This window comes from Pseudomonas fjordensis, from assembly GCF_976987115.1.
In genome coordinates this window covers 1,124,468-1,146,631 of the sequence record NZ_OZ336860.1, presented here as the reverse complement: position 1 = coordinate 1,146,631, position 22,164 = coordinate 1,124,468, and the positions used below count along the sequence as shown (strand labels likewise).

28 protein-coding genes are annotated in these 22,164 nt (G+C 60.2%); 9 read left to right on the top strand and 19 right to left on the bottom strand.

Features of this window, described 5'->3' with window-relative positions:
• Positions 1–20 precede the first annotated feature (20 nt).
• On the top strand, positions 21–605 hold the full coding sequence (locus ACWHXD_RS05175; RefSeq protein ID WP_032893536.1) for a TMEM165/GDT1 family protein: 585 nt from the start codon (positions 21–23) through the stop codon (positions 603–605).
• Positions 606–727: 122 nt separating this feature from the next.
• Here the strand turns inward: ACWHXD_RS05175 and ACWHXD_RS05170 are convergent, their stop codons facing one another.
• The 4 genes from ACWHXD_RS05170 to ACWHXD_RS05155 all read right to left on the bottom strand — a co-directional run bounded on the left by ACWHXD_RS05170 (position 728) and on the right by ACWHXD_RS05155 (position 2,780).
• On the bottom strand, positions 728–1,546 hold the full coding sequence (locus ACWHXD_RS05170) for a M48 family metallopeptidase (protein ID WP_014716953.1): 819 nt from the start codon (positions 1,544–1,546) through the stop codon (positions 728–730).
• Between the two features lie 120 nt (positions 1,547–1,666).
• Positions 1,667–2,287, bottom strand: a complete 621-nt coding sequence (locus tag ACWHXD_RS05165) for an SOS response-associated peptidase (protein WP_138761305.1) — start codon at positions 2,285–2,287, stop codon at positions 1,667–1,669.
• 37 nt (positions 2,288–2,324) lie between these two features.
• Positions 2,325–2,585, bottom strand: coding sequence for a putative signal transducing protein (locus ACWHXD_RS05160; RefSeq protein ID WP_032893538.1), 261 nt, complete (start codon positions 2,583–2,585; stop codon positions 2,325–2,327).
• Between the two features lie 12 nt (positions 2,586–2,597).
• Positions 2,598–2,780: a CPXCG motif-containing cysteine-rich protein gene (locus tag ACWHXD_RS05155; protein ID WP_003188623.1), complete on the bottom strand. Its 183-nt coding sequence runs from the start codon at positions 2,778–2,780 to the stop codon at positions 2,598–2,600.
• 132 nt (positions 2,781–2,912) lie between these two features.
• Here ACWHXD_RS05155 and ACWHXD_RS05150 point away from each other — a divergent pair, with 132 nt between their 5' ends.
• Positions 2,913–4,076: a 1-acyl-sn-glycerol-3-phosphate acyltransferase gene (locus ACWHXD_RS05150; RefSeq protein WP_169918655.1), complete on the top strand. Its 1,164-nt coding sequence runs from the start codon at positions 2,913–2,915 to the stop codon at positions 4,074–4,076.
• Positions 4,077–4,509: 433 nt separating this feature from the next.
• Here the strand turns inward: ACWHXD_RS05150 and ACWHXD_RS05145 are convergent, their stop codons facing one another.
• Positions 4,510–4,767: a GNAT family N-acetyltransferase gene (locus tag ACWHXD_RS05145; RefSeq protein WP_044271660.1), complete on the bottom strand. Its 258-nt coding sequence runs from the start codon at positions 4,765–4,767 to the stop codon at positions 4,510–4,512.
• Between the two features lie 182 nt (positions 4,768–4,949).
• Here ACWHXD_RS05145 and ACWHXD_RS05140 point away from each other — a divergent pair, with 182 nt between their 5' ends.
• Entirely contained in the window at positions 4,950–5,159 is a 210-nt protein-coding gene (locus ACWHXD_RS05140) for a hypothetical protein (protein ID WP_003188620.1), read from the top strand.
• Between the two features lie 59 nt (positions 5,160–5,218).
• Here ACWHXD_RS05140 and ACWHXD_RS05135 read toward each other — a convergent pair whose 3' ends face one another.
• A complete protein-coding gene (locus ACWHXD_RS05135; protein WP_014716946.1) occupies positions 5,219–5,803 on the bottom strand; it encodes a YajG family lipoprotein in 585 nt (194 codons plus the stop codon).
• 182 nt (positions 5,804–5,985) lie between these two features.
• Between ACWHXD_RS05135 and ACWHXD_RS05130 the strand changes: the two genes are divergently transcribed.
• Positions 5,986–6,219 carry a hypothetical protein gene (locus ACWHXD_RS05130; RefSeq protein WP_003188617.1) on the top strand — a complete coding sequence of 78 codons (234 nt, stop codon included), beginning with the start codon at positions 5,986–5,988 and terminating at the stop codon, positions 6,217–6,219.
• 728 nt (positions 6,220–6,947) lie between these two features.
• The gene (gene mqo / locus ACWHXD_RS05125; protein ID WP_138761304.1) at positions 6,948–8,486 is read left to right on the top strand and encodes a malate dehydrogenase (quinone); all 1,539 of its coding nucleotides are present in this window, start codon (positions 6,948–6,950) and stop codon (positions 8,484–8,486) included.
• Between the two features lie 103 nt (positions 8,487–8,589).
• Here mqo and ACWHXD_RS05120 read toward each other — a convergent pair whose 3' ends face one another.
• From ACWHXD_RS05120 to ACWHXD_RS05110, 3 genes are all read right to left on the bottom strand, one after another.
• Positions 8,590–8,877: a PA4642 family protein gene (locus tag ACWHXD_RS05120; RefSeq protein WP_032893541.1), complete on the bottom strand. Its 288-nt coding sequence runs from the start codon at positions 8,875–8,877 to the stop codon at positions 8,590–8,592.
• Positions 8,878–9,071: 194 nt separating this feature from the next.
• Positions 9,072–9,539 (bottom strand): WbuC family cupin fold metalloprotein, encoded by a 468-nt coding sequence (locus ACWHXD_RS05115; RefSeq protein WP_138761303.1) that lies wholly within the window; start codon positions 9,537–9,539, stop codon positions 9,072–9,074.
• 3 nt (positions 9,540–9,542) lie between these two features.
• The gene (locus tag ACWHXD_RS05110) at positions 9,543–10,100 is read right to left on the bottom strand and encodes a hypoxanthine-guanine phosphoribosyltransferase (RefSeq protein ID WP_003188610.1); all 558 of its coding nucleotides are present in this window, start codon (positions 10,098–10,100) and stop codon (positions 9,543–9,545) included.
• A 164-nt stretch (positions 10,101–10,264) separates the two neighbouring features.
• Here ACWHXD_RS05110 and upp point away from each other — a divergent pair, with 164 nt between their 5' ends.
• Together upp and ACWHXD_RS05100 are read left to right on the top strand one after the other, a co-directional pair.
• Entirely contained in the window at positions 10,265–10,903 is a 639-nt protein-coding gene (upp, locus tag ACWHXD_RS05105; RefSeq protein ID WP_003188608.1) for a uracil phosphoribosyltransferase, read from the top strand.
• Positions 10,904–10,905: 2 nt separating this feature from the next.
• Positions 10,906–12,183: a uracil-xanthine permease family protein gene (locus ACWHXD_RS05100; RefSeq protein ID WP_032893544.1), complete on the top strand. Its 1,278-nt coding sequence runs from the start codon at positions 10,906–10,908 to the stop codon at positions 12,181–12,183.
• A gap of 114 nt (positions 12,184–12,297) precedes the next feature.
• Here ACWHXD_RS05100 and hisC read toward each other — a convergent pair whose 3' ends face one another.
• From hisC to ACWHXD_RS05050, 10 genes are all read right to left on the bottom strand, one after another.
• Positions 12,298–13,350 carry a histidinol-phosphate transaminase gene (gene hisC, locus ACWHXD_RS05095; protein WP_138761302.1) on the bottom strand — a complete coding sequence of 351 codons (1,053 nt, stop codon included), beginning with the start codon at positions 13,348–13,350 and terminating at the stop codon, positions 12,298–12,300.
• A 3-nt stretch (positions 13,351–13,353) separates the two neighbouring features.
• Positions 13,354–14,670, bottom strand: a complete 1,317-nt coding sequence (gene hisD, locus ACWHXD_RS05090; RefSeq protein ID WP_003188601.1) for a histidinol dehydrogenase — start codon at positions 14,668–14,670, stop codon at positions 13,354–13,356.
• Between the two features lie 128 nt (positions 14,671–14,798).
• Positions 14,799–15,434, bottom strand: a complete 636-nt coding sequence (hisG, locus tag ACWHXD_RS05085) for an ATP phosphoribosyltransferase (RefSeq protein WP_003188599.1) — start codon at positions 15,432–15,434, stop codon at positions 14,799–14,801.
• A gap of 234 nt (positions 15,435–15,668) precedes the next feature.
• Positions 15,669–16,934, bottom strand: a complete 1,266-nt coding sequence (gene murA / locus ACWHXD_RS05080; protein WP_003188598.1) for a UDP-N-acetylglucosamine 1-carboxyvinyltransferase — start codon at positions 16,932–16,934, stop codon at positions 15,669–15,671.
• Between the two features lie 23 nt (positions 16,935–16,957).
• Positions 16,958–17,197 (bottom strand): BolA family protein, encoded by a 240-nt coding sequence (locus ACWHXD_RS05075; protein ID WP_032893547.1) that lies wholly within the window; start codon positions 17,195–17,197, stop codon positions 16,958–16,960.
• 114 nt (positions 17,198–17,311) lie between these two features.
• A complete protein-coding gene (locus ACWHXD_RS05070; protein ID WP_003188596.1) occupies positions 17,312–17,617 on the bottom strand; it encodes an STAS domain-containing protein in 306 nt (101 codons plus the stop codon).
• The gene (locus tag ACWHXD_RS05065) at positions 17,614–18,261 is read right to left on the bottom strand and encodes an MlaC/ttg2D family ABC transporter substrate-binding protein (RefSeq protein WP_138761301.1); all 648 of its coding nucleotides are present in this window, start codon (positions 18,259–18,261) and stop codon (positions 17,614–17,616) included. Before ACWHXD_RS05065 ends, ACWHXD_RS05070 begins: the two co-directional genes overlap by 4 nt.
• An 11-nt stretch (positions 18,262–18,272) precedes the next feature.
• Positions 18,273–18,740, bottom strand: a complete 468-nt coding sequence (gene mlaD / locus ACWHXD_RS05060; protein ID WP_003188593.1) for an outer membrane lipid asymmetry maintenance protein MlaD — start codon at positions 18,738–18,740, stop codon at positions 18,273–18,275.
• Positions 18,740–19,537, bottom strand: a complete 798-nt coding sequence (mlaE, locus tag ACWHXD_RS05055) for a lipid asymmetry maintenance ABC transporter permease subunit MlaE (RefSeq protein ID WP_003188592.1) — start codon at positions 19,535–19,537, stop codon at positions 18,740–18,742. Before mlaE ends, mlaD begins: the two co-directional genes overlap by 1 nt.
• Entirely contained in the window at positions 19,537–20,346 is an 810-nt protein-coding gene (locus tag ACWHXD_RS05050) for an ATP-binding cassette domain-containing protein (RefSeq protein ID WP_003188590.1), read from the bottom strand. The genes mlaE and ACWHXD_RS05050 overlap by 1 nt, the downstream gene beginning before the upstream one ends.
• 310 nt (positions 20,347–20,656) lie before the next feature.
• Here ACWHXD_RS05050 and ACWHXD_RS05045 point away from each other — a divergent pair, with 310 nt between their 5' ends.
• Both ACWHXD_RS05045 and ACWHXD_RS05040 read left to right on the top strand, forming a co-directional pair.
• On the top strand, positions 20,657–21,631 hold the full coding sequence (locus ACWHXD_RS05045; protein WP_032893550.1) for a KpsF/GutQ family sugar-phosphate isomerase: 975 nt from the start codon (positions 20,657–20,659) through the stop codon (positions 21,629–21,631).
• A complete protein-coding gene (locus ACWHXD_RS05040; RefSeq protein ID WP_003188588.1) occupies positions 21,632–22,156 on the top strand; it encodes a KdsC family phosphatase in 525 nt (174 codons plus the stop codon).
• The last annotated feature ends 8 nt before the right edge of the window (positions 22,157–22,164 follow it).

Here is a 22,164-nt window from a genome sequence, read left to right as displayed (position 1 = left end):
CCGCCCCTGGAAACTACCTGATGCTGGATTCACTACTCGTACCTACCGCAATCGTTGCCTTGGCCGAAATCGGCGACAAGACGCAACTGCTCGCACTCATCCTTGCTGCTCGCTTTCGCAAGCCCTGGCCGATCATCGCCGGCATTGTCGCCGCGACCCTGGCCAACCATGCGGCGGCCGGTGCCGTGGGCGCCTGGTTCGGGAGTTTCTTCTCGGATGCGGTGCTGCACTGGATCCTCGCCGCAAGCTTCTGCGCCACAGCGCTGTGGACCCTGGTGCCGGACAAACTCGATGATGACGAAGCCAGTACTACCCGTAAGTTCGGGCCCTTCCTGACCACCCTGATTGCGTTCTTCCTCGCCGAAATCGGCGACAAGACCCAGATCGCCACGGTGATGCTGGCGGCGCAATACCCGGAACTGTGGCTGGTGATTATCGGTACCACCCTGGGCATGTTGATTGCCAACGTACCGGTGGTGCTGGCGGGGAATTTTGCCGCGGATAAACTGCCGCTGACCTTGATTCGTCGCTTGGCGGCTACGGCGTTCTTCGTGCTGGCGATTATTGCGGTGTACAAGGCCATGCAAAGCAGCGGCTGGATCTAAGCCGAACACTGCCTGTAGGAGCGAGCTTGCTCGCGAAAAACTCACCGGCGCCGCGTTTATTCAGGCAACACGCGTTATCGTTGACGTTTCTCGCGAGCAAGCTCGCTCCTACACGGCGTCGATCAGGACTTCTTGGCCTGCTGGTAAAGCGGCATTACCTTCGGGATCGCCGCCTGCAACGACGCGATGCGGCTGTCGGAAGCCGGGTGCGTGCTCATGAATTCCGGCGGTGCGCCTTCCGAAGCCTTGGCCATCTTGTTCCACAGCGTGATCGCCGCGTTCGGGTTGTAGCCAGCGCGGGCGGCCAGTTCCAGGCCGATCAGGTCGGCTTCGTTTTCATTGCTGCGGCTGTTGGGCAAGGTCATGCCGTAGTTGGCCACGGTATCGGCCAGTGCCAGGCTGTCCTGGCCGAGACCGAATATCGCCCCGGCGCCCTGCTTGGCCATCTGGATACCGTAGGCCTTGGACATGGCTTCGCGGCCGTGTTCACGCAAGGCGTGGGCGATTTCATGGCCCATGACCGCAGCCAGTTCGTCATCGGTGAGCTTGAGGTTGTCGATCAAGCCGCTGTACACCAGGATCTTGCCGCCAGGCCCGCAGTTGGCGTTCATCTCATCGCTTTTGATCAGGTTTACGTCCCAGTTCCACTGGGCTGCATCCGCACGGAAGGTCGGAGCCTGGGCGATCAGGCGCTTGGCAATGGCCTGCACACGCTTGGCGTTGGCGCTGGTCTTGTCCAACACCCCTTTGCTGCTGGCTTCACCCAGGGTCTGCTGATAAGACTGGGCATACATCTGGTCGACTTCCTGGCTCGACAGCATGCTGAACATGTACTGCTTGCGCTCTACCCCAACGGCGCCGCCGCTGGTGGTATTGACCGACTGACAACCCGCCAGCAGCATCGCTGCAACCAAACCGCTTACCACCAATGACTTCTTCATGAACACGCTCCCTGAAAACATGGCGCGTATCGTAGGCGGTCATTTGTATCTGCGCCAGATACACAAGACGTTTAACCGCTGAATTTCAGATATATCCGAACGAGGAACGACTGGCAATGCTCACGCCGGGGTCAGGCACTCCGGCCCGTTGAGCTTCGGATCGTTGACCATATTGGCCAGCACCCGCTCGCGCAACACGGCAGGCTCAGCCGCCAACAGGGCCTGCAACACAGGCAGCGGTGTCTCGGGGTCGAGCCAGGCGGCTTGCCCTGCCGCGTCCAGGATCAATGGCCGGCGCTGACTTTGCGCCGCCTGGGTAACCACCGCCGTGCTCAGCCATACCTGCTCCTGCACCGGATACGCTTCCCACACTGCGGCAAAGAACAACGTGGAACCCTCCCCCGGTGTGAGCCAGTACGGGCGCTTGCGCTGGGTGCCGCGCCATTCATAAAAGCCATTGGCGGGCAGCAGGCACCGGCGCTGGCGGAAGGCTTCCCGGAACATCGGCTGTTCGGCCAGGGTTTCGGCGCGGGCGTGGGCCGGAGTGCGCGACAGGTCGGTGAGCCAGGGCGGCGTCAGGCCCCAGCGGGCACGCGCCAGGGTGAGGTGGCCTTCGCTCAGGCGCTGGATCAGCACCGAATCATTGGGAGAGATATTCCACTGGGCCTGCTGGTCGGCGGGGAAGCCCGGCAAGGCAGCAAAGGCAGGGTTCCAGCGAAACAGGGCATAACGTCCACACATGGGGCAACACGACTCTTGGGGTAAACCGACCGACAGCCTAACAGACCAATACGTCGGGGAAGCTGTCGGGTTCGTCGCCGGGCAACGGTTGCGCGCCGATATAGGCGGTAATCAGCTCGCGGGCGCAGGCGGCCTGGTCGTTGTCGACCTCCAGCCCCAGCAAGCCGAATATCGGCAACTCGCCCGTGCCGCCGAGCAAGTGACGCCCCACCAGATGCGCCTCGATGCCTTCACTGGCAAGCATCTGTTGCAGCAACTCGCCCTCCATGAGGTTTTCCGGTTCGTAGATTCGCTGCATGGGGCTTACCTGCTATTCATTTTCGCTGCGGGTTTCAAGCATCCACTCTTCACCATGAACTTGCAGGTCGAACGTGATCGGCCGGCAACACACTTGGCAGTCTTCTATATAGGTCTGGTCCCCGCCAGACAAATCCACCGTTGTCTCGACCGCTTCGCCACAATAAGGACAATCGTACATCGCAGTTTCCAGCATCGCAGTCTCCAAGGTGACTTGTGCGTATAATCGCCGGTCTATTTACAGGGCTATTTCCGGCAGAGCCAGTTTACTCACGCCGCCCCTGCTATTTCCTTTACTTACCCTAGCCGTTTCTAACAAGAGAGCATGATGGGCGAATTCGATACCATCCGACCTTACAACGACAGCGAAGTCCCGGCAGTGCTGGCGCGTCTGTTCAGTGACAAGGCCTTTCTGGACATCCTGACCCACTTCCGCTTCCCGCGCTTTGCCGGCGCCCTGGGCTGGCTGCTCAAGCCGATGATCGCGCGCAAACTGCGCCGTGAGTTCGCCGGCGTCACCACCGTGGCCACGCTGCAGGACAAAGTCGAGTACTACGTCGACCACACCATTGACCGGGCGACCGACGGCGTGACCTATACCGGCGTCGAGCAGCTGAAATCCGGCACCGCTTATCTGTTTCTGGCCAACCACCGCGACATCGTGATGGACCCGGCCTTCGTCAACTACGCCGTGTACCACGCCGGGCTGCCGACGCCGCGCATCGCCATCGGCGACAACCTGCTGCAAAAGCCGTTTGTCAGCGACCTGATGCGCCTGAACAAGAGCTTCATCGTGCACCGTTCGATCACCGGGCGAAAGGAGAAGATGGCGGCTTACAACCTGCTGTCGGCCTACATCAACCATTCGATCCGCAACGACTGCCAGTCGATCTGGATCGCCCAGGCTGAAGGCCGGGCCAAGGATGGCGATGACCGGACCGAATCGGCGATCCTCAAGATGTTCCACGTCAGCCGCAAGGACGAGCCGTTTGCCGAGGTCATCCAGTCGTTGAACCTGACGCCGGTGTCCATCAGCTACGAATACGACCCTTGCGATGCCGCCAAGGCCCGCGAGCTGTATATCCGCGCCACCACCGGCACCTACACCAAGGCACCGGGCGAGGATGATGTGAGCATTGCCCTGGGCATTACCGGCTATAAAGGCCGGGTACACGTGAACTTTGCGCCGCCGATCACCGAGCGGTTTGAAGACACCAAGCTGCTGGCAGCGGAAATGGACCGGCAGATCCTGGGCGGCTATCGGTTGTTCCCGGTGCACTACTTGGCGTACGCGCAGTGGGATGATGCTGACCCGCAATTGCAGGTGCCCAAGGCGGCGGATGTGTTCCCGGCCGATGAGCTGGCCAAGGCCAAGGCGGAATGGGAACGGCGCTTGAACGAGTGCCCGGCGGAGCACCGGCCTTACCTGGTGGTGCAGTATGCGACGCCGGTACGCAACCAATACCGAGTCAAGGCTGGGATCCCGCTGTAAACACCCAACCCAATAGGTGAGCAGGCTTGTGTGGGAGCTGGCTTGCCTGCGAAGACGGCCTAACAGTCAACACAGCTGGACCGGGTAAATATCCATTATTTAGGTAACGGCCACTTAAGGTTCCGCCCTGACGGCGGCTCACTTTTGAAAAGCGCAAAAGTAAGCAAAACGCTCTTGCCCCACCACTCGGCACCTCGCTTGGGCTCGGTGTGCCCGTAATCCGCCAGTGATTTGGGGGGGCGCCTAAGATCAAAAGCAGGTCAAGAGCAAGATCAAGAGCGGCTCGCTTCGCATCGTGGTTACCGTTTGCTGCGACAGCCTACAAAGTTGTGTAGATACTATGCTGCGATAGCGGTGGTTCAGTTAAAGACTCAGTGGCTGATACGCCGCCTTCGCGGGCAAGCCCGCTCCCACATTGGGTTTTGCAGTGGAATTAGAGGTGGGTGCTGAGCCAGGAGATGGCCAGGGCCAGGCCAAGGCAGGCAAACCCGACGCGGTACGCCAGGCGATGCGCCCGTTCGGTGCGCGTATCCAGAAACAGCATCGGCTGGTCGATAGCGCGCTCTTCGCTGCGCAGGGCCAGGTCGGCCATCGCACGTTGCGCATGCAGGCGGGTGATGAACAGCACCCATGCACCCGAGCAGGCAACCAACAGGGCAACAATATTAATGAGCAGTGCGGGCAGCGCCATCGCAAACCTCGGTGAATCAGTATTCGGGTATCGGTCCAGATACACACCTGAACGACAGTCGCCTCCTGCGCCTTTAATGCTCCTTCCCCATGGACGGCTAATGTATCCAGTAATTTACGCCGTCACCTGAACGTCACCTTAACAAGCCACTCTGTTGCCCTTCGACGCTTGAGGAGCTTGTCATGTTGCATGCGCAAAACCAGGATCGGCTGTACCTGATCGCCCAGAGCGAGGAACAGGAGGCGCTGATCGGCAGCCTCGCGTTCAACGTTCAGGACCGCCATTGGCTGGTGTATTGCGCCCTCGGCGGGCACCAGCATGCCGACCTGCCGGAGCTGGATTTGCTCACCGGCGTGAGCATGCTGGACTTTTATGTCGATACGGCGGCATGACCACACGCCAGGCACAAAAAAACCGGGCTCAGCGATGAGCCCGGTTTTTTGTATGCGGCTTATTGCGCGCTGAGCAGTTGACCGATGCTTGGGTCCTTGAACAGACGGGTCAAGGCATCGCTGAGCACGTCGCTGACCAGCTTGGTGTTGGTTTCCTGGTTGGGCGACATGCCGAAACGCTGGTTGAGCGAGGCAGCGTAGCGGCCGCTGTAGCGGCGGGTACCGGCGCTGACGTCAGACTTGAAAGTGGCGCCGATGGAAGCCTCGGTCACGTACAAGCCGTCTTTGGGCGACTGGTATTTCAGCTCGGCCAGGGTCACGGTCAGTTGCGGCACGCCTGGCGAGTTGGTCGGCGTAAAGCCCAACAAGCGCACGGCGGCTTCAGCCTGGGCCTGCAACTTGGGCAGCACATCCTGGCCGGTCACCGAAATCAGTGCGGTCTCAGGGTACAGGCCGCCACGCGAGCCCAGGGTTGGCGACGGACGACCGTCGACCACGCGCACCGACACCGGCTGGCCGTGGCCTACCGCAGCCAACGGCGCGGTGACTTTAGGTTGCGGGCTGAGTTGTTGCGGGCTGTTGGCGCAGCCGACAAGGGTCAAACTGGTCACAGTGATCAAACCGAACAACAGGCGTTGCAACATCGCATTTCTCCAGGACTAGGTGCAGACAGGTCGCCAGTATAACGGTGCACGCGCGCCACTCACCAGCGATCCTGAACGGCGGCTGAAGCCCCTGCGCAAATTACAAATTCGCATAAATTCGTCACCCCAGTGTCATGCCACACTGGCAACCTTCAAGCATGTAACACACCAGGTACAAAGCCATGCGCCTTCTCAAGACCCTGTTCATGTCGCACGCCCGTCATCGCCACTTTGCCCTGCTCGATGCCCACGGTCATTGCCTGGCCTTCAAGCAATGCAGCCTGCCGCCCGTCGGTGAAGGCTGGGTGGAAGTGACCGAGACTCACCTGGGCTGGATGCACCGTCCACTGCCGGCCAGCGCCCGGGTCAGCCCACAGGTTTTTCGCCCACGGCACCGGCAAGCGTTGGCCTCCTGACCGGCGCCCTAATAAAAGTCATAAAACACGCCCATTTCCCTGGCGTTCTTCGCTACAATCTCCCCCCGATTATAAGGACGTCTCCTGATCGGGCCTCGCAGCATCGTTAATGCCCAGGCATTAGCCCCCAAAATCGCCCACAGAGAGCCGCCCACACAGATCGAGTGAAGCTGGCGTGCTTGCTGTTTCCTTTGCAAACCACCCCGTCTTTTATCGAATCTGCCAGAGCTGCCATTGCGCTCGGCCACTTGAGTTGTTTGCCCGTTTTGCCGCGTGTCGGCAGAGGTTTGCGGGCCAGGTGCCAGGCTGGGGCAGCCCTTTTTTGAGGTTCACGTCTTCAAAAGAGCGTGAAAAAACGGGTTTTCACAACTTCACAAGAGTGTGGCGAGCAAATGAATAGTTTGGCGTTTGTACAAGCACCATCAGCGTCTGGAACAGCCCCATTACACAGGACCGAGCACGCCTCAAAAACCGGAGCTTGAGCCTGTCCGCTACGGATTGGTTGCACGAATCGCACGCTTTGACCATAAGTCGAATTGCCACAGGCGCCCATGAATGCGTTCATAGGCAGATTAGCCCGGCAGGAAGCGTGTGCTGAAGTTGCAAAGAATTGCGAATCGGACATGGCGATCCTGGCCATGGGTAACCTGGGGCAACACGTGAACCGCCCCGTCACTCCTGGCAGCCATGCCGACAATTTGGTGCTGCAGATTTTGGAGACGCGTTAAATGGCGCATAACGAAGCAGTCGACGTAGTACTGGTAGGGGCCGGCATCATGAGTGCCACCCTGGCCGTACTGCTCAAAGAGCTCGACCCCGGCCTCACGCTGGAAGTCGTTGAGCTGATGGATTCGGGTGCCGCGGAGAGTTCCAACCCGTGGAACAACGCCGGTACCGGCCACGCGGGGCTGTGTGAGCTGAACTACACGCCGCAGGCCGCCGATGGTTCCATCGACATCAAGAAAGCCGTGCACATCAACACCCAGTTCGAGGTGTCGAAGCAGTTCTGGGCTTACCTGACCAAGAAGGGCACCTTTGGCTCGTCCAAGTCGTTCATCAGCCCGGTGCCGCACCTGAGCTTCGTGCAGGGTGACAAAGGCGTGTCTTTCCTCAAGAAGCGCTTTGAGACCCTCAGCCAGCACCACGCGTTTTCGGACATGCACTACACCGAAGACCGCAGTGAAATGGCCGAGTGGATGCCGCTGATGATGCCCGGCCGCCCGCTCGACGAAAAAATCGCCGCCACCCGCGTGATGAACGGCACCGACGTCAACTTCGGCGCCCTGACCAACCAACTGCTCAGCCACCTGACCAGTTCGCCAGACGCCCAGGTCAAGTACTGCAAGCGCGTGACCGGCCTCAAGCGCAACGGCGCGGGCTGGACCGTGAGCATCAAGGACGTCAACAGCGGCAACAGCCGTGACGTCGACGCCAAGTTCGTGTTCCTTGGCGCTGGCGGTGCGGCACTGCCGTTGCTGCAGGCCTCGGGCATCGAAGAGAGCAAAGGCTTCGGCGGCTTCCCGGTGAGCGGCCAGTGGCTGCGTTGCGACAACCCGGAAGTGGTCAAGCGGCACCAGGCCAAGGTCTACAGCCAGGCTGCCGTGGGCTCGCCACCGATGTCCGTGCCGCACCTGGACACCCGCGTAGTGGATGGCAAGAAATCCCTGCTGTTCGGGCCATACGCCGGTTTCACCACCAAGTTCCTCAAGCACGGCTCGTTCCTTGACTTGCCGATGTCGATTCGCGCCGGCAACATCGGCCCGATGCTGGCCGTGGCCCGCGACAACATGGACCTGACCAAGTACCTGGTCAGCGAAGTGCGCCAGTCCATGGAACAGCGCCTGGAATCCCTGCGTCGCTTCTACCCCGAGGCGAAAGCCGAAGACTGGCGCCTGGAAGTGGCCGGCCAGCGCGTACAGATCATCAAGAAAGACCCGAAGAAAGGCGGCGTGCTGCAATTCGGTACCGAACTGGTCGCGGCCAAGGACGGTTCGCTTGCGGCGCTGTTGGGTGCCTCCCCAGGCGCCTCGGTGACCGTCTCGATCATGCTCGAGCTGATCGAGCGCTGCTTCCCGGAGAAAGCTGCCGGTGAATGGGCTACCAAGCTGCACGAGATCTTCCCGGCACGCGAGAAAGTGCTGGAGACGGACGCCGAGCTGTATCGCAAGATCAACACGCAAAACAACATCAGCCTTGAGCTGGTGGACCCTGTAGGAGCGAGCTCGCTCGCGAAAAACGTCAACGATAACGCAGCGCAAGTGGATTAACGCAGCGCTCTCAGGTTCTTCGCGAGCAAGCTCGCTCCTACAGGTAAAAGCAAAACGCCCCGGACTCTTATGAGGCCGGGGCGTTTTTTTGTGGCTTTGATAATCAGCCGCGGGCGTTGTCGATCAGCTCGATGTATTCGGCGGCGTTGCGCTGGTCCTTGATCAGGTCGACGAAGGTCTGGCCATGCTCGTCCTGGCCATCCAGGTCCAGGCCTGCTTCTTTGAAAAAGCCCAGGAAACGCTCGAAGTCGTCGATACGCAGGCCGCGATAAGCCTTGATCAGTTTGTGCAGGGACGGCGACGTCGCATCAACCGGCTCGAAGTCCAGGAACAACTTGATCTGGTCGTCACCGATTTCGTCGCCAATCACCTGTTTCTTATCTTTACGCATTACCGACTCCAGCCTGCAGACATTTACACGGGGCTTGAAGTCTACCTGCGCGACGCCGGATGTGGGAGGGGGCTTGCCCTAATACCTGTAGGAGCGAGCTTGCTCGCGAAAAACTCAAAGGCGTCGCGTTTATTCAGGAAGCACGCGTTAGCGTTGACGTTTTTCGCGAGCAAGCTCGCTCCTACATCTGGATTTCAGCCGAACTGGGCAAGCATCCAGCGATGATACTCAGCCATACCAGCCTCGCCTTCGCGGGGCGCCCAGTCGGCCAGTTCACCTTCACCGACAGCGCGGTAAGGGCCAGCCTTGCACTCAAACATGATGCTGTCCGGCTCAAGCACTACCAGGCCATGGAACACGCCGGGCGACAGGTCAACGCCCTGGCACTCCCCGCCCGCTTGCAATACACGCGTGCTCAACACCTCACCTGTCTCGCTGAAAATCAGGATACCCAGGCGCCCTTTGAGCACCAGCAAGGTCTCAGCCTTATCGGCGCTCAGGTGACGGTGAGGCTGCACATAGGTGCTGGGCTGCAAGCCGACCGCCATGCGATGACAAGGCTCTTGCATCTCATGGAAGTTAACGTTTTGACGGCCACGGGGATTGGCGGCCGCTTTCTCGGCCAACTCGGCAAACAGCGTCTGATCAAGAAAGCGGGCCATCGATTACATTCCTTTAACGGCGTAGATGCCATTGGCATTACGCCAGTAGCCCTTGTAGTCCATGCCATACCCGAAGATATAACGGTCAACGCACGGCAGCCCGACAAAATCGGCTTTGAGCTCTGGGCGCGCCTTGCGGTCGTGGTCTTTGTCGATCAGCACGGCGGTGTGCACTTTGCGTGCGCCGGCATGTTTGCAGAAGTCGATGATCGCACCCAGGGTGTGACCTTCATCGAGGATGTCATCGATGATCAGCACATCGCGGTCGATGAACGACACTTCCGGCTTGGCCTTCCAGAACAAGTCGCCGCCGCTGGTCTCATTGCGATAGCGGGTGGCGTGCAGGTAAGAGGCTTCCAGTGGGAATTGCAGGTGGGTGAGCAATTTACCGGCGAAGATCAGGCCACCGTTCATCACACAAAAGACCACCGGGTTGGTGTCGGCCATTTCGCGGGTGATGTGCGCGCCGACCTTGGCGATCGCTGCTTCGACCTGCGCTTCGGTGTACAGGCAGTCAGCCTCGTGCATGATTTGACGGATATGCTCGAGATCAGCAGACATGGCGCTCTCCAAGGGGGTGCTGTGGCAAGAAAAGCGGGCGAAGGTACGCTTCTCGTGCGCTCCAATCAAGCCTTTATGGACTAACGTACTTGATGTCTATAGGACAACACCCTCGGATAGATTAATCTAGGCCGGTTTTTTTGCCCGCCGCCGGAGCCTTTCCTATGCCCACTCGCGAGATCCGCCACCCGCTGATCCGACACAAACTCGGCCTTATGCGCCGTGCCGACATTAGCACGAAGAACTTCCGTGAGCTTGCTCAGGAAGTCGGAGCGTTGCTCACTTACGAAGCCACCAAGGATTTGCCCCTGGAAACCTACGAGATCCCCGGTTGGGCCGGTCCCGTACAGGTGGAGAAAATCGCCGGTAAGAAAATTACCGTGGTGCCGATCCTGCGTGCCGGTATCGGCATGCTTGAAGGTGTACTCAGCCTGATTCCGGGCGCCAAGGTCAGCGCCGTGGGCGTGGCCCGCAATGAAGAAACGCTGCAGGCCCACACCTACCTGGAAAAACTCGTCCCGGAAATCAACGAACGCCTGGCCATGATCATCGACCCGATGCTCGCCACCGGCAGCTCCATGGTCGCCACCATCGACCTGCTGAAAAAAGCCGGTTGCCGGGACATCCGCGCCATGGTGCTGGTGGCTGCGCCCGAAGGCATCGCCGCCGTCGAGAAGGCCCATCCGGATGTACAGATCTACACCGCATCCATCGATGAGCGCCTGAACGAACACGGCTACATCATCCCGGGCCTTGGCGATGCCGGTGACAAGATCTTCGGCACCAAGCAGAAGGACGCGTGAGCATGCAGGATGAGTTCAACGACCCGCTTTGGCGCCAGATCCTGTCTGGCGCACAAATGCTCTTCGTAGCATTTGGCGCGTTGGTGTTGATGCCGCTGATCACAGGTCTTGATCCAAACGTCGCGCTGTTCACCGCAGGCCTGGGCACGTTGTTGTTCCAGGTGGTGACAGGGCGGCAAGTGCCGGTATTTCTGGCATCGAGCTTCGCGTTCATCACCCCGATCATTCTCGCCAAGGGCCAGTTCGGCCTGGCGGCGACCATGGGCGGCGTGATGGCGGCGGGTTTCGTCTATACGTTCCTGGGCCTGGCCGTGAAGGTCAAGGGCACCGGTTTTATCGACCGGCTGCTGCCGCCCGTGGTGATCGGCCCGGTGATCATCTCGATCGGCCTGGCCATGGCGCCGATTGCCGCCAATATGGCCATGGGCAAGTCCGGCGACGGTGCCGAGTTGATCCATTACCAGACGGCGATGCTGATCTCGATGCCAGCGCTGCTCACCACCTTGATCGTGGCCGTGTTCGGCAAGGGCATTTTCCGCCTGGTGCCGATCATCTCCGGTGTGCTGGTGGGCTTTGCCATGTCGTTCTACTTTGGTGTGGTCGACACGGCGAAAATCGCCGCGGCACCGTGGTTCGCCCTGCCCCACTTCACCGCGCCGGAGTTCAACTGGCAGGCGATCCTGTTTATCGTCCCGGTGGCCCTGGCACCGGCGATCGAGCATATCGGTGGCGTGATCGCGGTAGGCAGCGTGACCGGCCGCGATTACCTGAAAAAGCCTGGCCTGCATCGCACGCTGCTGGGTGACGGTATCGCCACCACGGCTGCCGGCATGTTTGGCGGCCCTCCGAACACCACCTACGCCGAAGTGACCGGCGCCGTGATGCTGACCAAGAACTACAACCCGAAGATCATGACCTGGGCGGCAGTGTTTGCCATCAGCCTGGCGTTTATCGGCAAGTTCGGCGCACTGCTGCAGAGCATCCCCGTGCCGGTGATGGGCGGGATTCTATGCCTGCTGTTCGGCTCGATTGCCGCAGTGGGGATGAACACGCTGATTCGCCACAAGATCGACCTGGGTGAGGCGCGCAATCTGGTGATTGTGTCGGTAACGTTGGTGTTCGGGATTGGCGGTGTGCTGGTGGGTACCGGCACCGGCCCGGATGATTTCGGCCTCAAGGGCATCGCCCTGTGTGCGGTGGTAGCGATTGGCTTGAACTTGCTGCTGCCGGGCAATGATGGCTGGAAGAACAAGAAGCCGGATGATGAGCCGCTGATCTAAGTTTTCTGGTGTAGCTGATGGCCTCATCGCGGGCAAGCCCGGCTCCCACAGGGAAATGCAGCATCCTGTGGGAGCCGGGCTTGCCCGCGATGAGGCCCTTACAGCCTGTAAAAATTAGAGCTCGCCGAGGCCGTCGATCAGCGCCTGGTTCTGCTCCGGCGTCCCGATACTGATCCGCAGGAACTGGGCAATCCGCTCCTGCTTGAAGTGCCGCACAATCACACCTTGCTCACGCAACTTGGCGGCCAGCCCTGCAGCGTCATGCCGCGGGTGACGCGCGAAGATGAAGTTCGCCGCCGACGGCAATACCTCAAACCCCTTGCCTTGCAATTGCGCGACGACCTGGTTGCGGCTGTCGATCACCCACTGGCAGGTTTTCTCAAAGTATTCACGGTCGTCAAACGCGGCCGCCGCGCCAACAATCGCCAACCGATCCAACGGGTAGGAGTTGAAGCTGTTCTTGACCCGCTCCAGCGCCTCGATCAGGTCTGGGTGGCCCACGGCCAGGCCTACGCGCAAACCGGCCAGTGAGCGCGATTTGGACAGGGTCTGAGTCACCAGCAGGTTCGGGTAACGGTCGACCAGGCTGATGGCAGTTTCGCCGCCGAAGTCGATATAGGCTTCATCGACCACCACCACCGAATCCGGGCTGGCCTTGAGGATCTGCTCTACCGCGTCCAGCGCCAGTACGCAGCCGGTGGGCGCGTTCGGGTTGGGGAAGATGATACCGCCGTTGGGCCTGGCGTAGTCAGCGGCGCGAATCTGGAACTGCTCGTCCAATGGCACCGCGTCGAACGTGATGCCGTACAGGCCGCAGTACACCGGATAGAAGCTGTAGCTGATGTCCGGGAACAACAGCGGCAGATCGTGCTGGAACAGGCCGTGGAAGATGTGCGCCAGGACTTCATCGGAACCGTTGCCCAGGAACACCTTGCCGGCGTCGATCCCGTAATACTTGGCCACGGCCTGCTTGAGCAGGTCGCTGTTGGGGTCTGGGTATAGGCGCAAGTTGTCATTCAACTCGGCCTGCATTGCCGCCAGCGCCTTGGGCGATGGGCCGTAGGGGTTTTCATTGGTGTTGAGCTTGACCAGCTTGGTCAGCTTCGGTTGCTCACCGGGTACGTAAGGCACCAGGTCCTTGACGAAAGGGCTCCAGAATTTGCTCATGCCTTACTCTCCCTTGACGATGCGGTATTCGGCGCTGCGTGCGTGCGCGCTGAGGGATTCACCACGGGCCAGCACCGAGGCGGTCTTGCCCAGCTCGGAAGCGCCTTGTGGCGAGCAGAAGATAATCGACGAGCGCTTCTGGAAATCGTACACCCCCAGCGGCGACGAGAAACGCGCGGTGCCGGAGGTTGGCAACACGTGGTTGGGGCCGGCGCAGTAGTCGCCCAGGGCTTCGCTGGTGTGGCGCCCCATAAAGATCGCCCCGGCGTGACGGATCGACGGCAACCAGGCCTGAGGGTCCGCTACGGACAGTTCCAGGTGCTCCGGTGCGATGCGGTTGGCCACTTCGATGGCCTGCTCCATGTCACGCACCAGAATCAGCGCACCACGGCCGTTGATCGACTTCTCGATGATCTCGGCACGCTCCATGGTCGGCAGCAGTTTATTGATGCTGGCGGCGACCTTGTCGAGGAACTCGGCATCGGGGCTGACCAGGATCGCCTGGGCGTCTTCATCGTGCTCCGCCTGGGAGAACAGGTCCATGGCGATCCAGTCCGGGTCGGTCTGGCCGTCACACACCACAAGGATTTCCGAAGGGCCGGCGATCATGTCGATACCGACCTGGCCAAACACATGGCGCTTGGCGGTGGCGACGTAGATGTTGCCAGGGCCAACCACCTTGTCGACCTTCGGCACGCTTTCGGTGCCATAGGCCAGCGCCGCGACGGCCTGGGCGCCACCGATGGTGAACACGCGGTCGACGCCGGCGATGCAGGCGGCAGCCAGCACCAGCTCGTTGATTTCGCCACGCGGGGTCGGCACCACCATGACCACTTCGGTCACGCCCGCAACTTTGGCCGGGATCGCATTCATCAACACCGACGATGGATACGACGCCTTGCCGCCCGGCACGTACAGGCCGGCGCGGTCCAGTGGCGTGACCTTCTGGCCCAGCACCGTGCCGTCGGCCTCGGTGTAGCTCCAGGAGTCCTGCTTCTGTTTTTCGTGGTAGCTGCGTACCCGCGCCGCTGCGACTTCCAGGGCTTCGCGCTGTGGTGCGGTAATGCGCGTCAGCGCCAGCTCCAAGCGTTCACGCGGCAGGATCAGGTCGGCCATGGACTTTACGTCCAGCCCGTCGAACTGGCGGGTGAAGTCCACCAGCGCCGCATCACCGCGCTCGCGCACGGCCTTGATGATGTCGAGCACCCGCTGGTTGACCGAGTCGTCGGACACGCTTTCCCAGCTCAGCAGATGATCCAGATGATGGGCGAAATCCGGGTCGGCAGCGTTGAGTCGGGCAATTGCAGTGGACGTGGTCATAGCGAGGGCCTCAATAGAATTGGCAAAAACTCAGGCGCCCTAAACTAGCAGTCGTTTCCGCTTGGGCACCTGAGAATTCTGGCTATGAGGCGGATAGACGGGCGCAGCTTTTCAGCTACGCGGGTGAGTCAACCGCGGTGTCGCGACTCCACTGCCTTGCGCAGGGTGTCGATCAACGCCTGAATACGGGCGTGCTGCATCTTCATCGATGCCTTGTTGACGATCAGACGGGAGCTGATGTCGGCGATGAAATCCTGGGGTTCCAGACCGTTGGCGCGCAGGGTGTTGCCGGTGTCGACCACGTCGATGATCTTGTCGGCCAGGCCGATCAGCGGTGCCAGCTCCATGGAGCCGTAGAGCTTGATGATATCGACCTGACGGCCTTGTTCGGCGTAGTAGCGCTTGGCAACGTTGACGAACTTGGTGGCGACCCGCAGGCGGCCCTTGGGCTCGACGTCACCGACACGGCCGGCGGTCATCAGCTTGCACAGGGCGATGCGCAGGTCCAGGGGCTCGTAGAGGCCCTGGCCGCCGTATTCCATCAGCACGTCCTTGCCGGCAACCCCCAGGTCGGCGGCGCCATGTTCAACGTAGGTCGGCACGTCGGTAGCCCGCACGATCAGCAGGCGCACGTCGTCCTGGGTCGTGGGGATGATCAGCTTGCGGCTCTTGTCCGGATTCTCGGTCGGCACGATGCCCGCTTCAGCCAGAAGCGGCAACGTGTCGTCAAGGATGCGGCCCTTGGACAGTGCGATGGTCAACATGGGAAATGTCAGTCCTTCATCAGGCTATTGCTGTCCGGTCGCAAACGGCGCCAGACACAGATCGAGGCCATGACAGCCTCGATTTGAAACAAACCAGTGTTTGTAGGAGCGAGGGGGACGCCTAGTTCTTGCTCGCGAAGAACGTCAACGATAACGCGTTTATTCAGACTTCACGCGGTGACCATGAGCTCTTCGCGAGCAAGCTCGCTCCTACATCCTACAGTGCAGTGGGGGTTAGCCCGGTACGCGGCGGATTTTTGCGCCGAGCATCTGCAGTTTCTCTTCGATGCACTCGTAACCACGGTCTATGTGGTAGATGCGGTCGATCAGGGTGTCGCCTTCGGCGCACAGTGCCGAGATTACCAGGCTGGCCGAAGCACGCAGGTCGGTGGCCATGACTGGCGCGCCCTTGAGCTTGTCGATGCCGGTGACGATGGCGGTGTTGCCTTCGACCTGGATCTTGGCGCCCATGCGGTGCAGTTCATACACGTGCATGAAACGGTTTTCGAAGATGGTCTCGATCACGGCACCGGTGCCTTCGGCAATCGCGTTCAGGGAGATGAACTGCGCTTGCATGTCGGTCGGGAACGCCGGGTACGGAGCGGTACGCACGTTGACAGCTTTCGGCCGCTTGCCGTGCATGTTCAGCTCGATCCAGTCTTCGCCGGTGGTGATCTCTGCGCCGGCTTCCTTGAGTTTTTCCAGGACGGCTTCAAGGATGGTCGGATCGGTGTCCTTGACCTTCACACGGCCACCGGTCACGGCGGCGGCAACCAGGTAGGTGCCGGTCTCGATGCGGTCAGGCATGACTTTGTAGGTGGCAGTGTGCAGGCGCTCTACCCCATCAATAGTGATGGTGTCGGTGCCAGCGCCGGAAACCTTCGCGCCCATGGCGTTGAGGAAATTGGCCAGGTCGACCACTTCCGGCTCGCGCGCGGCGTTCTGCAGCACGCTGCGACCGTTGGCGAGGGCAGCGGCCATCATGATGTTCTCGGTACCGGTCACACTGACGGTATCAAAGAAGAAGTTCGCGCCCCGCAGGCCGCCTTCCGGCGCCTTGGCCTTGATGTAGCCGCCTTCGACATCGATGACTGCGCCCATGGCCTCAAGGCCACGGATGTGCAGGTCGACCGGACGCGAACCAATGGCGCAACCGCCAGGCAAGGCCACTTCGGCTTCGCCGAAACGGGCAACCATCGGGCCCAGCACCAGGATCGACGCACGCATGGTTTTCACCAGTTCGTACGGTGCGATCAGGGTCTTGATGGTGCGCGGGTCGATTTCGACGGCCAGTTTCTCGTCGATCACCGGCTCAATGCCCATGCGACCGAACAGCTCGATCATGGTGGTAATGTCGTGCAAGTGCGGCAGGTTGGCCACAGTCACTGGGCCATCGCACAGCAGGGTCGCTGCCAGGATCGGCAAGGCGGAGTTTTTCGCACCGGAAATGCGGATCTCGCCATCAAGGCGGGCACCGCCGGTAATAATCAATTTATCCATAAGAATCTCGACGCCTTGGGGGCTCAGGTGCGCTCGGCCCAGGCCGCGCGGCTGAAAAATTTCATAGTGACCGCGTGGATGCTGCCATCGGCGATCCATGGGTTCAAATGGGTATAGATCTGCTGCTGACGCTTGACCGGGCTCAATGCCGCCAGTTCATCGCTAATCACGTTCAGCTGGAAATTGCAGCCTTCGCCTTCAACTTCTATGTTCGTTTCCGGCAGCTTTCCTTCAAGGAAGCTCTTAACTTCTAGGGCCTGCATGCTCAACCTCTATCGGCGCCCAGTGCGCACGGGTCGCACATCATACAAAAAAGCCCCGCGCCTGCGAACCCCGCATAGCAGGACTCTGACGGGGGGCTTTTCTAATAATGTGTATTAAGGATGCGCCAGCAGTTCGGTCAAACCGGAAACTTCGGCAATTTCACGCATGTCTTCCGGCAACGCACGGATGCTGACCGGTTTTTTCGCCGCCTCGGCATCACGCATGAAGCACAGCAACAACGACAGGCCGACACTGCTGGACTTGGTCACCGCCGAGCAATCGAGCACCAGTTCTGGCGCCTTGCTGGCCTTGATCAGCGCCTGGCCCTGCTTGCGCAGGTCAGGCCCGGTGCGGTAATCCAGCACGCCGCTGAGGAACAGCTCGCCGGCGTCGCCGATACGAACAGCCGACTCGGTCATTGCGCAGGCTTCCCGGCAGCTTTGTCGGTTTCTTCCTTGGCCTTGGCCACTTCACCGGCCCAACCATTGATGGTCTTGTCCAGGTCGTTGCCATTGCGCTGCATCGCGTCAGCGAACTGGTCACGGAACAGCTTGCCGATGTTGATACCGTTGATGATCACGTTGCGCAGTTTCCACTCGCCGTTGATCTTCGTCAGGGTGTAGGACACTGGATAAACGGCACCATTGCTGCCGGAGACTTTCATCCCGACTTCGGCGCGGTCGCCAGTCTCGTCCTTGGCCGGGTCAACGATAATGCCCTGGTTGTTGTACTCCAGCAGGGCGTTGCCGTAGAACTGGAACAGACCCTTCTTGAAGTTCTCCTGGAACGTCTGCATCTGCGCAGGCGTAGCCTTGCGCGAATATTTGACCGTCATGATGCTTTTGGAAATACCTTCAGCATCGACCACAGGGCCAACGATGGCGTCAAGCGCCTTGTAGAACTGGGAAGGGTCTTGCTTGTACTGTTCTTTGTTAGCCTTGAGGTCAGCCAGCATTCTGCTGGTGGTGTCCTGCACCAAATCGTGGGCAGAACCTGCCGCGTTGGCCATCATCGGCAATGCTGCAAGCAGTACCAGCAGGCCACGTCGCAAGGTAGAGATCATGAACAGATTCCTCATTTGGCGTCTTTATTGACCGTATTGAGCAAAAATTTTCCGATCAGGTCTTCAAGCACCAGCGACGACTGTGTGTCGTGGATGGTCGAACCATCCTTGAGCAGGGCTGTTTCCCCGCCCACGCTGACACCGATGTACTTCTCGCCCAGCAACCCCGCAGTGAGGATAGATGCTGTGGAGTCAGTCGGCAGATTATCTACCTTCTTGTCCAGTTGCATCGTCACCCGGCCGGTAAAGCTGTCGCGATCCAGATCGATTGCCGTGACCTTGCCGATGGTGACACCGGCCATGGTCACTTTGGATCTGACCGTCAAACCGGCGATATTGTCGAAGTACGCGTAAAGTTTATAGGTATCGGCGGTAGGGCTGGCCGAAAGGCCGCTGACTCGCAGGGCCAACAACAGTAAAGCCAGGATGCCAGCCAGCAAGAAAAGGCCGACACCGATTTCCACAGTGCGGTTTTGCATCAGAAATCTCCAAACATCAAGGCGGTCAAAATGAAGTCAAGGCCCAGTACCGCCAGCGAGGCGTACACAACGGTCTTGGTAGTGGCACGGCTGATCCCCTCTGAAGTGGGCTCGCAGTCATAGCCTTGGAATACGGCAATCCAGGTCACCACAAAGGCAAAGACAATGCTCTTTATGATGCCGTTGAGCACGTCACCGGTGAAGGTCACGCTGTTTTGCATGTTGGCCCAGTAGGAGCCGTCGTAGACCCCCAGCCAGTCAACCGCCACCCACGAACCGCCCCAGATACCTACCACGCTGAAGATCATCGCCAGCAATGGCAGGGAAATGAAGCCGGCCCACAGGCGCGGGGCAACAATGTACTTGAGCGGGTCCACGCCGATCATTTCCAGGCTGGACAGCTGCTCGGTGGACTTCATATTGCCGATTTCAGCAGTCAGCGCCGAACCTGCACGCCCCGCGAACAACAAGGCGGTGACCACGGGGCCAAGCTCACGCAACAGAGTCAGGGCCACCATCTGCCCTACCGCCTGCTCCGAGCCGTAGCTGGACAGGATATTGAAACCCTGCAGCGCCAGCACCATGCCGATGAACACGCCGGAGACCACGATGATCACCAGGGACATCACCCCCACCGAGTGCAGCTGCTTGACCAGCAGGCCAAAGCCGCCGCCGATGCCGCCGCGCCCCAGCAAGGCGTGGAACAGGAAAATGGTCGAACGCCCCAGCACTTCGACGATGTCGATGCCCGAGCGACCGAAAAGGCGAACCTTCTCGATAAGAGATGTCTTGCGCATCAGCGCTTCCCCAGAAGATCTGAGCGGTAGTCCGCTGCCGGAAAGTGAAAAGGCACCGGGCCATCGGGGTTGCCGGTCATGAATTGGCGAATGCGCGGGTTATCGGCGTTCATCAACTCTTCAGGCGTACCCTGCCCCAGCACCTGACCATCACCTACTACATAGAGGTAGTCGGCAATGCTCGCGGTTTCGGCCAGGTCGTGGGACACCACGATACTGGTGATCCCCAATGCATCGTTGAGCAGGCGGATCAGGCGCACCAACACGCCCATGGCGATCGGGTCCTGACCCACGAATGGCTCGTCGTACATGAGGATCTGTGGGTCGAGGGCAATGGCCCGCGCCAGGGCTACACGGCGCTTCATGCCGCCGGACAACTCGTCTGGCATCAGGTCGATGGCACCGCGAAGGCCCACGGCCTGCAGTTTCAGCAACACGATGTCACGAATCATCTCGTCGGACAGTTGGGTGTGCACCCGCAGCGGGAAGGCCACGTTTTCGAACACATCGAGGTCGGTGAACAGCGCGCCGCTCTGGAACAGCACCCCCATATGCTTGCGCGCATCGAACAGATCGCTGCGCGACAGCGTCGGCAGGTTCTGGCCGTTGACCCACACTTCCCCGGCACTGGGGCGCAATTGCATGCCCATCAGGCGCAACAGGGTGGTCTTGCCGCAACCGGAAGGCCCCATGATGCCCGTGACCTTGCCGCGAGGAATGCGAATATCGACGTTATTGAAGATGCTGCGCGTACCGCGCTTGAAGGTAAGGCCCTTCAGCTCGACCGCGTAGGCGTTATCGGCACTCATCTAATCTCCTTGGGATGCAGCCTTTCACTCAGACACCATGTGTGCGACTTTGGTTTTCAACTGATGCGCAATAATAAGGCACATGGGTTGGGCGGACCGAACTGGCGGCGAACTATATCACTGCTGGTACAGAGCGCCCAAGGCCGGAACAGCGCTGGTTCAGATTTGAGACAGGGAAAAAACGTTGCTTGCTATGTTACCGACGGTGCTTTTCAGTTATCCGGCGCACAAAGCCTGACGAACTTGTGTGAGGGAATTGATCATTACCGCTATAATCGCCGACTTTTCGTCAGGCTATACGATTTCAGACATGAGCCAATCCAGCGACCTTATTCAATCCGCGCAACGCACCATACGCCTTGAGCTCGAAGCCGTAGAAGGCTTGCTGGCGCATATCGACGCGGATTTCGTGCGCGCCTGCGAGATGATTCTGGCCAGCAAGGGCCGCGTTGTGGTGGTCGGCATGGGCAAGTCCGGCCACATTGGCAACAAGATCGCCGCGACCTTGGCGAGCACCGGGACCACCGCGTTTTTCGTGCACCCGGCCGAAGCCAGCCACGGCGACATGGGCATGATCACCAAGGATGACGTGATTCTGGCGCTGTCCAACTCCGGCACCACCAACGAAATCGTGACCCTGTTGCCGCTGATCAAGCGCCTGGGCATCCAGATGATCAGCCTTACAGGCAACCCTGAGTCAACGCTGGCCAAGGCCGCCGACGTCAACCTGAACGTGCACGTGGCCCACGAGGCCTGCCCGCTGAACCTGGCGCCCACCTCCTCCACCACCGCCGCGCTGGTGATGGGCGATGCCCTGGCGGTGGCGCTGCTGGAGGCTCGCGGGTTTACCGCTGAAGACTTCGCATTTTCCCATCCCGGTGGTGCACTGGGCCGTCGCCTGTTGCTGAAAGTGGAAAACGTGATGCACAGCGGCGCCGAGCTGCCGAGCGTTCCACGCGGTACCCTTTTGCGGGATGCGCTGATGGAAATGACCCGCAAGGGCTTGGGCATGACCGCCATCGTCGAGACCGATGGCCGGCTGGCCGGGATATTCACCGACGGCGACCTGCGTCGCACCCTGGACCGCACCATTGATATCCATACCGCCACCATCGACGCCGTGATGACCCCTCACGGCAAAACCGCCCGCGCCGAAATGCTCGCGGCCGAAGCGTTGAAAATCATGGAAGACCACCGGATAGGCGCTCTTATAGTGGTCGACCACGATGATCGACCGATCGGGGCCCTTAACCTTGGCGACTTGCTGCGCGCAGGAGTGATGTAAATGACCAGCGACCTGATGCAACGCGGTAAAAACATCAAACTGGCGATTTTCGACGTTGACGGCGTGCTGACGGATGGCCGCCTGTACTTCCTCGAAGACGGCAGCGAATTCAAGACCTTCAACACCCTCGACGGCCAAGGCATCAAGATGCTGATGGCAGCGGGCGTGCAAACCGCAATTATCAGCGGTCGAAAAACACCGGTTGTGGAACGCCGCGCACAAAACCTCGGTATTCCTCACCTGTATCAGGGCCGCGAGGATAAACTGGTGGTATTGGACGAGCTTCTTGGCCAACTCAACCTAAGCTATGAACAGGTCGCCTATCTGGGCGACGACCTGCCAGACCTGCCGGTGATTCGCCGGGTGGGCCTGGGCATGGCCGTCGCGAATGCCGCAGCGTTTGTGCGCGAACACGCCCATGGCATCACCACCGCCCGTGGCGGCGAAGGTGCCGCCCGCGAGTTCTGCGAGTTGATCCTGCGTGCCCAGGGCAGTCTTGAAGCGGCCCACGCCGCCTACCTATAGAGCGTTAT